The 13,392-nt window shown below is 71.5% G+C and carries 13 protein-coding genes; 5 read left to right on the top strand and 8 right to left on the bottom strand.

Going from position 1 to position 13,392, the window contains the following annotated elements; genetic code table 11:
- Positions 1-723 (top strand): esterase/lipase family protein (locus GRC12_RS32940; protein ID WP_208783301.1); only part of this gene is annotated, 723 nt, incomplete at its 5' end.
- Between the two features lie 56 nt (positions 724-779).
- On the opposite strand, the gene GRC12_RS32935 is transcribed toward GRC12_RS32940, so the two are convergent.
- Complete coding sequence (locus GRC12_RS32935; protein WP_208783299.1) at positions 780-1,727, bottom strand: lytic polysaccharide monooxygenase auxiliary activity family 9 protein; 948 nt, start codon at positions 1,725-1,727, stop codon at positions 780-782.
- 160 nt (positions 1,728-1,887) lie between these two features.
- On the opposite strand from GRC12_RS32935, the gene GRC12_RS32930 reads away from it, so the two are divergent.
- Positions 1,888-2,337 (top strand): GNAT family N-acetyltransferase, encoded by a 450-nt coding sequence (locus GRC12_RS32930; protein ID WP_208783297.1) that lies wholly within the window; start codon positions 1,888-1,890, stop codon positions 2,335-2,337.
- A gap of 6 nt (positions 2,338-2,343) precedes the next feature.
- Here the strand turns inward: GRC12_RS32930 and GRC12_RS46530 are convergent, their stop codons facing one another.
- Complete coding sequence (locus GRC12_RS46530) at positions 2,344-2,478, bottom strand: hypothetical protein (protein WP_280117550.1); 135 nt, start codon at positions 2,476-2,478, stop codon at positions 2,344-2,346.
- Between the two features lie 138 nt (positions 2,479-2,616).
- Between GRC12_RS46530 and GRC12_RS32925 the strand changes: the two genes are divergently transcribed.
- Entirely contained in the window at positions 2,617-3,243 is a 627-nt protein-coding gene (locus GRC12_RS32925) for a class I SAM-dependent methyltransferase (RefSeq protein ID WP_208783295.1), read from the top strand.
- Between the two features lie 12 nt (positions 3,244-3,255).
- Here GRC12_RS32925 and GRC12_RS32920 read toward each other — a convergent pair whose 3' ends face one another.
- Positions 3,256-3,756: a DUF402 domain-containing protein gene (locus GRC12_RS32920; RefSeq protein ID WP_208783293.1), complete on the bottom strand. Its 501-nt coding sequence runs from the start codon at positions 3,754-3,756 to the stop codon at positions 3,256-3,258.
- Positions 3,737-4,663: a GNAT family N-acetyltransferase gene (locus GRC12_RS32915; protein ID WP_208783291.1), complete on the bottom strand. Its 927-nt coding sequence runs from the start codon at positions 4,661-4,663 to the stop codon at positions 3,737-3,739. Before GRC12_RS32915 ends, GRC12_RS32920 begins: the two co-directional genes overlap by 20 nt.
- A gap of 71 nt (positions 4,664-4,734) precedes the next feature.
- Between GRC12_RS32915 and GRC12_RS32910 the strand changes: the two genes are divergently transcribed.
- Positions 4,735-5,106, top strand: a complete 372-nt coding sequence (locus GRC12_RS32910; protein ID WP_208783290.1) for a GntR family transcriptional regulator — start codon at positions 4,735-4,737, stop codon at positions 5,104-5,106.
- Between the two features lie 25 nt (positions 5,107-5,131).
- Here the strand turns inward: GRC12_RS32910 and GRC12_RS32905 are convergent, their stop codons facing one another.
- Together GRC12_RS32905 and GRC12_RS32900 are read right to left on the bottom strand one after the other, a co-directional pair.
- Entirely contained in the window at positions 5,132-5,899 is a 768-nt protein-coding gene (locus GRC12_RS32905) for a DUF72 domain-containing protein (protein ID WP_208783302.1), read from the bottom strand.
- A 16-nt stretch (positions 5,900-5,915) separates the two neighbouring features.
- Positions 5,916-7,010 carry a DUF5925 domain-containing protein gene (locus tag GRC12_RS32900; protein ID WP_208783289.1) on the bottom strand — a complete coding sequence of 365 codons (1,095 nt, stop codon included), beginning with the start codon at positions 7,008-7,010 and terminating at the stop codon, positions 5,916-5,918.
- A 123-nt stretch (positions 7,011-7,133) separates the two neighbouring features.
- Here GRC12_RS32900 and GRC12_RS32895 point away from each other — a divergent pair, with 123 nt between their 5' ends.
- The gene (locus tag GRC12_RS32895) at positions 7,134-8,552 is read left to right on the top strand and encodes a GH39 family glycosyl hydrolase (protein ID WP_208783288.1); all 1,419 of its coding nucleotides are present in this window, start codon (positions 7,134-7,136) and stop codon (positions 8,550-8,552) included.
- A gap of 156 nt (positions 8,553-8,708) precedes the next feature.
- Here the strand turns inward: GRC12_RS32895 and GRC12_RS32890 are convergent, their stop codons facing one another.
- Together GRC12_RS32890 and GRC12_RS32885 are read right to left on the bottom strand one after the other, a co-directional pair.
- Positions 8,709-12,524, bottom strand: a complete 3,816-nt coding sequence (locus GRC12_RS32890) for a lipopolysaccharide biosynthesis protein (protein ID WP_208783287.1) — start codon at positions 12,522-12,524, stop codon at positions 8,709-8,711.
- Positions 12,517-13,317, bottom strand: a complete 801-nt coding sequence (locus tag GRC12_RS32885; RefSeq protein ID WP_208783286.1) for a polysaccharide deacetylase family protein — start codon at positions 13,315-13,317, stop codon at positions 12,517-12,519. The genes GRC12_RS32890 and GRC12_RS32885 overlap by 8 nt, the downstream gene beginning before the upstream one ends.
- Between the last annotated feature and the right edge of the window lie 75 nt (positions 13,318-13,392).

Raw genomic sequence — 13,392 nt, 5'->3', positions numbered from 1 at the left:
GCCACCCACCCCCGCCCCGTCGTCCTGGTCCACGGAACCCTCGGCAACTCGGTCGACAACTGGCTGGGTCTCGCCCCGTACCTGGAAAGCCGCGGCTACTGCGTCTTCTCCCTCGACTACGGCCAGCTCTCCGGCGTCCCCGTCTTCTACGGCCTCGGCCCCATCGACAAGTCGGCCGAGCAGCTCTCCGCCTTCGTCGACAAGGTGCTCGCCGCGACCAAAGCCGCCAAGGCCGACATCGTCGGCCACTCGCAGGGCGGCATGATGCCCCGCTACTACCTGAGGTTCCTCGGCGGAGCCGCCAAGGTGAACGCCCTGGTAGGCATCGCGCCCGACAACCACGGAACCGACCTGGACGGCCTCACCAACCTGTTGCCGTACTTCCCGGGAGCGTCCGACCTGCTGTCCTCCTCCACTCCGGGCCTCGCCGACCAGATCGTCGGGTCCGCCTTCCTCACCAAGCTCAACGCCGGCGGCGACACCGTCCCCGGCGTCCACTACACCGTCATCGCCAGCAAGTACGACGAGGTCGTCACGCCGTACACGAGTCAGTTCCTGAGCGGTTCCGACGTGCACAACGTCCTCATCCAGAACCTGTGCTCGCTCGACCTCTCCGAGCACGTCCTGATGGGTCTCAGTGACCGGCTCGCCTTCCACGAGGTGGCCAACGCGCTCGACCCGGCGCACGCCACCACGACCACCTGCGCGTCGGTGCTGAGCTGACGCACGAACGGGGCCTGTCCGACCTGAGCCGCCGGACAGGCCCCGCCCCCCGTGGGCTACCGACGGCCTGAGGTCGTCGCACGCCGGCGGACCGAGGCGAACAGCGCCGCCGACCCCAGCGCGAGCGCCGCCGCACCGCCCATCGCGAGGTACGGGGTGCTGCCACCGCCTCCCGTCTCGGCGAGGTTCTCCACGGCACCGGCCGCCTTCGGCGAGTTGGCGGCGGCCGGCTTGGCCGACGTGGCGGCGTCCTGGTCGCCGTGACCGTGGTGCTGATCCGTCGACTTGTCGGCACCGGCCGCGATCTGCCGGTCGGAGGGCGCGGAGGCGGCCGGAGCCGACGTCGAGCCGGTGGCCGTGGCGCCGCCCCCGAAGGTGACGTCCGAGCAGGAGTAGAAGGCCTCCGGGCTGTCCGAGCGCTGCCAGATCGCATACAGGAGCTGTCGGCCCGAGCGCTGGGGGAGGGTGCCGGAGAACGTGTAGAAACCGTTCGCGGCGACCGGGTCGGTGGCCTTCGCCACCGGAGCGGTCAGGTCCAGGTCCTTCCAGGCCAGGGGCTTTGTCGGGTCGTAGCCCGGCTTGGTGATGTACACGGTGAACGTGCCCCTGTGCGGGGCGGTCACGCGGTACTTGAAGGTGTACGACCCGCCGCGCACGCCCGTCGCCGGCCAGTCCGCGCGGGGCAGGTCGAGGCCCTTGAACTCCTCGTTGCCCGCGCTGCACAGCTTGCCGTCCGGGATCAGCGCCTGGTGCCGGCCGTTCGCGTCGCCGATGCGGATGCCGTTCCAGTCGTAGAGCGCCTGGGTGCCGCCGGCCGCGACCGCCGCCCTGCACGCGTCCGACGTGGGGCTCTCCGGGTTCTCCGCGTAGCACTGCGCGACCCGGCTGACCGGGTCGCCCATCGTCCCGTGCGCCGACGCCGGGGCGGCGGCGAGGGCGGTCAGGGCGAGCGGGGTCGCGCCGAGGGCGGCGATCGTGACGGCCTTGCGGAGGCGTGCGGGCATGCGGAATCTCCTCGGAACGGTCCTGGGCGAATCCCGTGGGGCGTGATCAGAAGCTAGCCCCGGGAAACCGTGAAATCGCCTGCTGGGGACGGGTGAGGGAGATCCTTATGCTCGCGTTAAGGGAGTGCTGAGACTGGGATCAGGTAGGGAGCGTGCCGGCATGGCAGACGACGGGATCCGGGCGGCAGCGGCCGCCGACGTGGCGGCCGTGAAGGCCGTGACCGACGCCGCGTACCACCCCTACATCGAACGGATCGGGGTGGTGCCGGTGCCCATGGAGGCGGACCACGCGGCGAACGTGGCCGCGGGAAAGGTGTTCGTGACGGGCGATCCCGTCATCGGGCTCGTCGTGCTGGAGGAGCGCGACGACCATCTGTTCCTCGACAGCATCGCCGTCCACCCCGACGCACACGGCACGGGCGTGGGACGACGGCTGCTGGACTTCGTCGAGGCACGCGCGCGTGCGCTCGGTCTGCCCGAGGTCAGGCTCTACACCAACGCGATGATGTGGGAGAACCAGAAGATCTATCCGAAGTTCGGCTACGAGGTCGTGGAGCGGCGGGTGGACGGCCCCTACGACCGTGTCCACTTCCGCAAGCGGCTCGACTGAGTGCCCTCACCCGTCGGGCCACCACGTTCGTGCGATGTCCTTCCGCACCTCCGGGCGCCCGGCGGGACGCTCGTCGGCTTCCTCGTGGACCCTGCGCGAGTCCGACTTCTTCAGGGGCTTCTGCACAGTGGTCCGGCGCATGGCTGCCTCCTTCAGTGCCTACCGAGTTCCGCGTTCTCACGGAGGTAGACCCTTTTCGGGAGAGTGACTCATCGGTGCGGGTCTGTCAGTGGCGGCTGTCACGATTCGACTGTCAGTGGCGGGTGTCACTCTGGGGGCATGACGAACGACAGTGAAGCTCTGACCGGGGCGAACGCGGGCTCCGGCATCGACTGGGACGCCGAAGCCGCCTCCTTCGACGACGAGCCGGACCACGGACTGCGCGATCCGGAGGTACGGCGGGCCTGGGCGGCCCGGCTGCGCGACTGGCTGCCGGAAAAGTCCTCGGACGTCCTCGACCTCGGCTGCGGCACGGGCAGTCTGTCGCTCCTCGCGGCCGAACAGGGACACCGCGTCACGGGTGTGGACGCCTCACCGGCCATGGTCGAGCGGGCGCGGGCCAAGCTGGCCGGGCGTGACGCGGTGTTCCTGGTCGGCGACGCGGCGGCACCCCCGGTGGGCGAGCAGCGCTTCGACGTCGTGCTCGTACGGCATGTGCTGTGGGCCCTGCCCGATCCCGGCCGCGCGCTGAGGCACTGGAGGGGGCTGCTGCGGCCGGGCGGGCGGCTCGTGCTGATCGAGGGGGTGTGGGGGACGGTCACGCCGGCCGGCATACCGGCCGGCACGCTCACCGGGCTCGTCGAGCCGTTGGCCGAGCAGGTGCGGGTGGAGCCGCTGTCGCAGGACGCGGTGTTGTGGGGAAGGCCGGTCGAGGACGAGCGGTACGCGGTGGTGGCGCTGGTGTGAGGCGGCGGCGCCTCAGGCCAGCAGCGCGTCGAAGCCGCCCTCCTGGGCCAGCCGCTCCAGGGTGTCCAGGGCCGCGACCGCCGCTGCCGCCGCCCGAGGGTCCCTCTCCGCCAGGCCACTGGCCGCGAACTCGTCCTCGTCCAGACGGCGTACTTCCCTGCCGTCGGCCGAGCGCCACAGGTCCAGATCGAGGTCCTCGACGATCAGTTCCGAGCCGAGGAGGACCGCGGGGCGGGTGACATCGCAGTACCAGCCCTTCAGCCCGCCCTCGGCGTCACGGACCTCCTTCACCGCGTACCAGCGGTCCCGCCAGTAGTACTCGGTGAAGACGTCGCCCTTCTCGAAGCGCACGAACCCGAAGTCACGGACCCCCTCGCCCGCCCAGGGGGCGCGTACGGCGATCCGGTCGCCGTCGTCCTCGACGAGGTCGGCCTCGTAACCGATCTTCGTGCGGCCCGCCTTGACGAGGACGACGTTCAACCGCCGGACCGGCTCAGCCGAGTTCGCGGACATAACGCACCTCCGACGCGGAGATCTCGTACCCCAGCCACTTGTTGATCGCGAGCATCGGACCGTTGCCGGCGTCGTTGCCCGTGTGGGCCTCGGTGAAGCCGGCGGCACGGGCGCGGTGCAGCGAGTGGTTCTTGGCCAGCTTGGCCAGACCCCGGCCGCGGAAGGCGCGGGCGGTGCCGGTCATGGCGGTGAAGTAACGGGTGCCGTCCGTGTAGGCCACGGTGAAGGCGGCGGGGCGGCCGTCGACGACCGCCACCGTGGTCAGGCCGAGGTCGAGGCACGGGTGCTTCCAGTTCTCCTCGATCCAGACCTCGTAGTCCGTGAACTCGGAGTCGACATCGCTCGGTTCGTCCGCCGTCGTCTCCGCGTCCAGCTCGAACAGCGGGCGCGGGTCGTCCGCGAAGTCGGCGGCCGTGCGCAGCTCGGTGCCGGGCGGGGGGTCCTGCAGGGGCGGCAGCGTGACGTTCGCCAGGTCCAGCCGGAGGAAGCCGGCCGAGCGGCTGGCGCGGTAGCCGTGGTGCTCGGCGAAGGCGCGGTTGGCCGGCTCGTCGAGGACCCACGCGAACAGCTTCGTCGCACCGTGCGCGATCAGATGCTCCTCGGACGCCTGGACCAGCAGACGGCCGGCGCCGCGGTGGAACCGGTCCGGGTGCACGTAGATGTTGAGGAACCCCTGGCCCGGCTGCGGGCTGTCGTGGGCGAGGCCGATCTGGGCCGTGCCGATCATCTCGCCGTCCTCCTCCGCCACCAGCGCCCGGGCCTTCGCGTCCGGGTGGGTGTGCAGGAGGCGGTGACGGATGGCGTCGGCGGTCCACATGACGTAGGGAAGGCCGAGATGGCGGATGAGGGCGAAGTCCTCGAGGTCTTTCCGGTCGTCGGGACGCAGGTCGCGCACGGTTACTGTCATGAAGGCGCACGCTACGGGGGAGTCGGGCCCGGGTGCCTCCCATTTTCGGGCCGGTACGGGACAATCGGGCCGTGACCTTGAAGATCCACATCGACGACAGTGCCGCGCCGTACGAGCAGGTGCGGGCGCAGATTTCCGAGCAGGCGCGGACGGGGGCGCTGCCGGTGGGGTACCGGCTGCCGACCGTGCGGGGGCTCGCCGAGTCGCTGGGGCTGGCGGCGAACACGGTGGCCAAGGCGTACCGGGCGCTGGAGAGCGACGGGGTGATCGAGACGCGGGGCCGGCACGGGACGTACGTGGCGGCGGCGGGCTCGGCGGCGGAGCGGGAGCTCGCGGCGGCGGCCCAGGCGTACGTGGACCGGGCGCGGCGGTTGGGGCTGGCGGAGGCCGATGCGCTGGCCGCGGTGCGGGACGCGTTGCGGGCGGGGTACGGCGCGGGCTGAGCGGAGTTCGGACAGCGGCGGCCCATCAGGCGGGCGACAGCGATGGGGTGCGGGTGACCGGGAAGCCCGCTGCTCGGGCCGCCTTCGCGAACCTCGTCGCGTCGTGTACCGCCGCCCCCGTCGGGTCGTTGTTGAAGTAGGCGTGGACGTCCTCGTCCGCGCGCCAGGTGCTCATGATCCGGGCCACCCATGTCTCCAGGGCCCGGCGGCCGTAGTGCGGCCACGGTTGCGCGCGGCCCTGGTGGAAGCGGACGTAGCCCCAGTCCGTGGTGCGCCACAGCGGGGTGACCGGGCGGGAGAGGACGTCCGCCCAGCACAGGGCCGCACCCCGGGTCGCAAGGACCTTGCGCACCTCCGGCGTCCACCAGGACTCGTGCCGCGGCTCGACCGCGACCCGGGTGCCGGGCGGGAAGCAGCCGAGGCAGGTGTCCAGCAGGCCCGGGTCGACCTTCAGGGTGGGCGGGAGCTGGAGAAGGACCGGGCCCAGCCGGTCCCCGAGACCCGCCGCGTGGGTCATCAGGCGGTCGACCGGCTCCTCGGGCTCCCGCAGCCGCTTGATGTGGGTGAGGTACCGGCTCGCCTTCACCGCGACCACGAAGTCGCCCGGCACCCGCTCCCGCCACGCCTCGAAGGTCTCCCGCGCCGGCAGACGGTAGAACGCGTTGTTGATCTCCACCGTCGCGAAGTGCGCCGTGTACTCCTCGAGCCACAGCCGCGTGGGGCACCCGGCGGGGTAGAGCACACCCCGCCAGTCCTTGTACTGCCACCCCGACGTCCCGACGAACAGGGTCATACCGTCCATGAAAGCACTACAGGTACAGCCCCGCGTCCGCCCCGTCCCGGGGATCCGGCACCGAGGTCGGTGAGGTGCCCCGGCGTAGCGCGTACAGCTCGGCCAGGGTCGCGCCCTCGCGGCCGACGCCCTCCTCGGTGCCCAGCCAGCCGACCGCCTCGCGGTGCGTCAGCCTGCCCACCTCGATGCGGGCCAGACAGCGGCCCGGGCGCACCACGGCGGGGTGCAGGCGCTCCAGGTCCTCGTTGGTCGTGACGCCCACCAGGACGTTACGGCCCTGCCCCAGCAGTCCGTCGGTGAGGTTCAGCAGCCGGGACAGCGCCTGGCCCGCCGTGTGCTTGGCCTCGCCGCGGATCAGTTCGTCGCAGTCCTCCAGCAGGAGCAGCCGCCAGCGGCCCTTGCCCGTCGAGTCGTCCTCGCCGATCGCGATGTCCATCAGATAGCCGACGTCGCTGAACAGCCGCTCGGGGTCCAGGACGCAGTCGACCTGGCACCAGTCCCGCCAGGAGCGGGCGAGGGTGCGCAGCGCCGAGGTCTTGCCCGTGCCCGGCGGGCCGTGGAGCAGCAGCAGCCGGCCCGCGATGTCCTCCGGCGTCGTCTTCATCAGGCGGTCCATCGCCTCCGCCACCGGCGCCGTGTAGTTCTCCCGCACCTCGTCCCAGGTGCCCGCGGAGATCTGCCGGGTGGTGCGGTGCGGGCCGCGCCTCGGGGAGACGTACCAGAAGCCCATCGTCACGTTCTCCGGCTGGGGTTCGGGCTCGTCCGCCGCGCCGTCCGTGGCCTGGTCGAGGACCTTCTTCGCGAGCTCCGCGCTGGTCGCCGTGACCGTGACGTCCGCGCCCCGGTTCCAGCGGGAGATCAGCACCGTCCAGCCCTCGCCCTCGGCCAGGGTCGCGCTGCGGTCGTCGTCGCGGGCCACGCGCAGCACCCGCGCGCCGGGCGGCAGCAGAGTCGCCCCGGAGCGCACCCGGTCGATGTTCGCCGCGTGCGAGTACGGCTGCTCGCCCGTCGCGAAGCGGCCGAGGAACAGCGCGTCGACGACGTCGGACGGCGAGTCGCTGTCGTCGACGTTGAGCCGGATCGGCAACGCGTCGTGTGGGTTCGCAGACATGGCGTCCATGATCCGGCACCGACGCACTCCGCGCACGGGATTTCCCCCATGCGAAAATGTAGCGAAGCTGTGCATTCACTACATCTGCCCTATCTGGCGTCCACACGGTTACTGTTGGCCTCGATGGGACGTCATGGGTGGACTTCGGGGGCTCGGCGGTGGCGGCTCACCGCACTGCTCGGTGTGGGCGTCGCCGCGCTCGCGCTGGTCGTGACCCTCCTCAACACGCTTCCGGACAGCGGCGGAACCAAGGGCACCTCCAAGAACGGCGCCACGGTGCACGGCACCCCGGTGACCCCGCCGGACCAGGACAAGCCCGAGGTCGGCTGGGGCTTCACCCACACCCAGTACAGCGCCGACGAGGGCAGCTCCACCGCGACCGACCGGGTCGAGAGGCTGATCCAGGACGCCGGGGGCATGCCGCAGGACCAGGCGCTCATGGGCTGGGGCGCGGACAACCCCGAGCCGGTGAAGGGCCGTTACGACTTCGGCGCGATGGACCGCCGGATCGACTTCATCCGAAAGTCGGGCGGCACCCCGGTCGTCACCCTGTGCTGCGCCCCGGACTGGATGAAGGGCGGCAAGGCCGGCGTCGACAACACCGACTGGAGCCAGTCCGCGCTGGAGACCGCCCCGCAGCCGCGGCACTACGCCGACTTCGCCGCGCTCGCCGCGACCGTCGCCCAGCGCTATCCGGACGTACGGCACTTCGTCGTCTGGAACGAGTTCAAGGGCTTCTGGAACAACGCCAAGGGCCGCTGGGACTACGAGGGGTACACCCGGCTCTACAACCTCGTCTACCGGGCGCTCAAGAAGGTCGACAAGGACATCATGGTCGGCGGGCCGTATCTGGTGATGGACAGCGTCGATCCGCGCGCCGACGAGGCCTCCGCGACCTTCAAGGGACCCTGGGGCGCCATGGACCAGCGGGTCCTGGACGCCTTCGACTACTGGAACGAGCACAAGGCGGGCGCCGACTTCGTCGTCGTCGACGGCTCCAGCTACACCAACGACGACGAGATGAAGCCGGACGAGTTCGGGGCCACCGACAAGCTCACCGCCGTGGGCCGGTGGGTCCGGCAGCAGACGCACGACCTGCCGTTGTGGTGGGCCGAGTACTACGTCGAACCCGCCGACGGCAACGACGACCGCAAGGGCTGGTCCGAGACCCGCCGGGTCGCCGTCCAGGCCGCCGGGATGATCGCGATGGTCAGGGGCGGTGCCTCCTCCGGCTTCTACTGGAACCCGGAGGACGAGAAGGGCGACACCTGCGCGGGCTGTCTGTGGACGCCGACCGACGGCTCGGGCGGCGGACGGAAGCTGCCCATGTTCGACCTGGTCTCCCGGTTCGACCAGGCGTTCCGGCCCGGCACGCGGTACGAGACCGTGTCGGTCGCGGCGGACGACGTGCCCAACGTCCGGGTGCTGGCGAGCGACCGGACCGTCCTGGTGGTCAACACCCTCGACCGGTCGATCAGCGCGCGGATCGACGGCAAGCGGTTCGAGATGCAGGCGTACGAGGTGAAGTGGCTCAAGCGGTAGGGCTCTGGGCTGCTTCACCTCGTCGCCGCGACTCCACGCCGGGCCGCCTGCGCCACGCACAGCGCTCGTCGACCCGGTCGAGGCGCAGGCCGGCGCGTTCGAGGTGATGCGACCTCAGCCGTAGGGCCGCAGGCCGCTTCACCTCGTACGCGGATCTCACTTCAGGCTCAGGAACCGTTGCACCAGCGAGGCCAGCAGCACCGCCAGCAGCGGCAGCGAGAACCAGAAGCTGCTCTGCAGCAGGCGCAGTTGGCGCACGCCGGGCCGCATCGCGACCCGGATGACCTCACGTGCCGTCAGCATCACGATCAGCGCGAGGGCGGCGAGGGCGCCGACCACCGACCACGGCGTCCAGGTGATCTGCGGACCGATCGGACCCGGGTCGGGCTGGGGCACCGTGCCCTCGGGCTGCTTCCTCAGGGCGTAGACCGTCGCGTCCGCGTTGTCGTACACCTTCTTCAACTCGGGCCGCCGGTCCAGGTTCTGGATCAGCCGGGGTTCCCAGGTGGCCGAGTAGCCCACGTCCATCTGGAGGTAGGTCACCTGACCCGCGTTGATCATCAGGTACGAGTTCGGCCCCGCGTCCTTGAGCGCCTTGACCAGACTGGAGACCAGGACCGGGTCGGCCGGCGCGAGCGTCGGCACGTAGTCGACCCGCTCCATGTCCTTCGCGCCCCACGGCATCGCCGGGGTCACGTCGTTGACGGTGTCGTTGCTGAGCCACAGCAGGCGGACCGTCGGCTTGTCGTGGGCGTAGACGTAGTCCATGGCGGCGACCTCGCCGGGCCGGACCCGCTCGAAGGGCTCGTTGCCCCAGCGGGCCACCAGGAAGCCGCCCATGAGCAGCAGTCCGGCCATCAGCGCGGCCAGCGGGGCCAGGCTCACCCGGTCCTTGTCCCGCTCCTCGGCGGTGACGCCGGTGCGCGGGAACAGGGCGAGACCGGCCAGCAGGGCCGCGCCGGGCAGGGCGAACATGAACACGCGCAGCGCCATCTCGCCGCCGTAGGACTGCATGCCGAAGCCGAGGAACGGGACGAAGGTGAGGACCAGCAGCGACCGCTCGCGGTACTTGTGGTCGCGCCGGCGCCACCAGCCCCAGCAGGCGAACAGCATCACACCGCCGGCCAGCAGCACGCGTGCGTACAGGACGAGCTTGTGCGTCGAACTGCCGCCCTGGATACGGCCGGAGACGGAGGTGGAGACATTGCTGCCGACGCCGCCGACCCCGCCGAACAGCTCGTCGAAGTGGCCGGACCAGTACGGCTCGGCCATGAAGCCGATCCACACCGCGACCACCACGGCGAACAGGATGGGCAGGCCGCGCAGTTCGGAGCGGCCGACCAGGACGAGCGCCGCGAGCACACCCAGCATCACGAACGGGGTGAGCTGGTGGGCCGGGACGCTCGCCATGAACAGGCCGATCAACACGGCCAGCAGGACGGCCTTCTGACGCCGGTCCGCCGGTTCGACCTCCGCCTCGCCCGGACGCCGTTTGGTCCAGATCACGCGCGGTTCGCGGAACCAGACCAGCAGGATCGCCACGAACGCCAGGTAGAGCAGGTAGGTGAAGCCCTGCGGGGAGAAGTAGTCCTGGCCGACCCAGCCGCTGAGGACGAAGATCCAGATGCCGGTCCACTTGGCCCGCCAGCTCGCCCGCATCGAGCGGACGAGGAGGAACATCGGCGCCAGATACAGGAGTTGGATGGTCAGCGGCCACCAGCGGATCAGTTCGGTGAGGTCGGTGACCCCGCAGGCCCTGGTCACGAACGCGACCACCGCGAAGAAGCCCGGCCAGCTCCAGCGCGCGTCCAGGTCGGGCACGGCCGAGCCGGTCCGGTCGATGTGGTCGAGGAAGCCCAGGTGCTGCCAGGCCGTCGGGAACCGCGGTTCGGTCTCGATCACCGCGGGCAGCGCGTGCAGTGACACCACGGTCGCCAGCAGGGTGATGAGCAGCAGTGCCTTGTGCTCGCGGCCCAGCCACAGCAGCGAGCCGAACACCGCGATCAGCAGCGCGGCCCCGACCAGCGTCGGCAGCGGCAGCACCGAGATCAGCCCGAGCCCGCCCATGCGGTCCAGGTCGCTCTCGCCGAGCCGCAGCGCGGGCACCCAGTACAGCAGCAGCGCGGCGACCAGCAGACAGCCCAGGAGCAGCCCGAGCCGGGTCGGCTGCAGCCGCTGACGCCAGGACACGGCGGGCGGCTCGGGCGCGCGCACCTCTTCCCGTACGGGCGTCTCCGCCCGCGCGGGCGACGGCTCCCGTACGGCCTCTTCGGCCACTGCCTCTTCGGCGGCCTCGAAGGGCGCGTCGACCTCCAGCTCGGCCGGCCCCAGCGAGGCCTCCGAACCGGGCTCTCGCTCCTCGACCGGCAGCCCGACCTGCGGCTGCTTCGCCCAGGTCGGCCGGTGGTCCGGGCGTACGGCGGGCGTGCCGGTGGGCGGGGTGCCCGGTCCCGGGCGCACGTCCGGGCGCCGTTCCTGGTGGTCGAAGTCGACGTGGATGCCGAGCGCGAGGGTGTCGGTGTCCAGCGCCCAGGCCGGTCCGCGCCGGCGCGGCTTCTCGTTCGCGGGTGCCTCACGCGCACCCAGGTCGGCGAGGTCCCCGTCGGGCGCCGCGTCCGCGGGCAGTTCGGCGGGGGCGGCCCGCACGGTGGTGTACAGCTTGGGCGCGGCGATGGCGACGATCACGGCGAGCGAGGAGATCTCGGCGACACCGGCGCCGGTCAGCCCCATCCGGGGCAGCAGCAGCACGGTCAGTCCGAGCACCAGCACGCACAACAGGCCCTGCAGCCAGGCCAGTCCGGCGGTGCGGCTCTGGGCGCGCAGCACCGCGAAGTACGTCTCCATCACCACCCGGAGCAGCGCGCCGACCGCGAACCAGCGCAGCAGCGGGGTCGCCGCGTCCGCGTAGCCCGAGCCGAAGACGCCGAGGATGTACGGCGCCCCGAGGAACAGCAGCCCGCAGATCGGCAGCATGATCCGGGCCATCCGCCGGAGCGCGGCCCGGGTGTTGGCGGCGAGCCGCCCCGGGTCGTGCGAGCCCTCGACGGTCAGCGAGGCACCCATGTTGATGGCGAGCAGGTTGATCGTGCCGCCGATCGTGGTGGTGATGTAGAAGTACGCGTTGTCCTCGGAGCTGACCTGCGAGGCGATGATGACCGGCACGAGGTAGACCACGGCGAGCGAGAACAGCGAGCCCGTGTAGTCGCCGGCGAGGAACCTGCCGATCTCCTTGACCGTGGGCGGCTTCGCGTGGTCCTCGGTCGCCTGGACGTGCCGGGGCACCAATCTGCGGAAGACCAGGATGCCGAGCGGCACCACGGAGGTGGCGATGGCCAGGACCCAGGAGAGGAAGACACCGGTCGTCGGCATCGAGGCGGCGAGCCCGATCAGCAGCGCCAGCTTCACCGCGGAGAAGACGGTGTTGCCGACGGGCACCCAGGGCGCGCTGCGCAGCCCCGTCAGCACCCCGTCCTGCAGCGTGAGCAGGTTCCAGGCGGCGACCGCCATGATGAAGCCGAGGCCCTTGACCGCCCCGTGCAGGAAGGCGTACGACGGCCCCCAGGTGTCCAAGGTCAGCAGGAACACGCCCGCCGCGAATGACACCACGACGCAACTCGCCGCGTACGTACGGAAGATGAAGCGCCCGGTGCTGCGTCCGGCGACCGGGATGAAGCGGGCCAGGGCGCCGGTCAGGGTGACCGCGGTCAGGCCCGCCAGCAGCTTCATCGCGGCGATCGCGGCCGAGCCCTGGCCCACCGCCGTGTCGGAGTAGTAGCGGGCGGCGACCAGCCAGTACCCGAGGCCCAGCACCGCGGAGATACCGGTGTTGAGCATCAGGGCGTAGGCGTTGCGGAACAGCGGGCTGCCGCTCCGGGACCGGCCGAGCCCGGGCAGCCGAAGACGGCGCCCCTGCTGCTCGGGCGCCTCGGTCGGGGGCTGGGCCTCGGTTGTCGTGGTCGTCGTGTCAGACACGGGAACGGATGGCCTTCCGGCGGACCTGACGTGCTCTGCGGACCAGGGCGTACCCCTTGGTGAGGGCGCGGTCCCCGGCGAAGGTGCGGGCGATCGAACGGCCTTCGAGAAGGCGTCCGAACTCCTCGATCCCGGTGCTGCGGCGCACGGTGACCCGCCGCAGCGCGTACGGGCCCTGGCGGCGGCGCGCGAGGGCGTTGCCGACGGCGAGCGCCTGGGCGTACCCGCTCTCCCGGACGGCCTCGCGCACCCGGCGGCTGGAGTAGCCGTACGGGTAGGCGAAGGAGGCCGGGGCGGCGCCCAGTTCGTCGGCGACGATCTGCCGGCACCGGCTCAGCTCGTACCGCAGCCTGTCGTCGTCGAGCTGGTCGAGCTGCGGGTGGGTGTGGCTGTGGCCGCCGATCTCGACGCCCGCCGCGGCCAGTTCGCGCACCTGGTCCCAGTCGAGCATGGTGTCGAGGCCGCCCCCGGTGTCGTACGCGCCCTTGATCCAGCCCGTGGAGACGAACAGGGTCGAGGCGAAGCCGTGCTTGGCGAGCACGGGCAGGGCGTGCCGGTGCACGCCCTCGTAGCCGTCGTCGAAGGTGATCAGGACGGGACGCGGCGGCAGCGGGCCCCCCGTGCGCCAACCGGCCGCCAGACCGGCGGTGTCGACGGGGGTGAACCCGAGGTCGCCGATCATCGCCATCTGCTCGGAGAACGCCTCGGGCGCGACCGACAGGGCACGCGTGGCGTCGTTCGGCGCGGTCGCCACCGAGTGGTACATCAGGATCGGCACCGGCGCTTCAGTCATCGGATCCCCCCTCGATCCCCACCACCGAGAACGTGGCCCCGCCCCGGCGGGCCCGTACGCTCCCCACGACGTATC

The organism is Streptomyces griseorubiginosus (genome assembly GCF_017614965.1).
GTDB lineage: Bacteria > Actinomycetota > Actinomycetes > Streptomycetales > Streptomycetaceae > Streptomyces > Streptomyces griseorubiginosus_B.
This window is presented reverse-complemented; position numbering and strand designations above follow the sequence as displayed.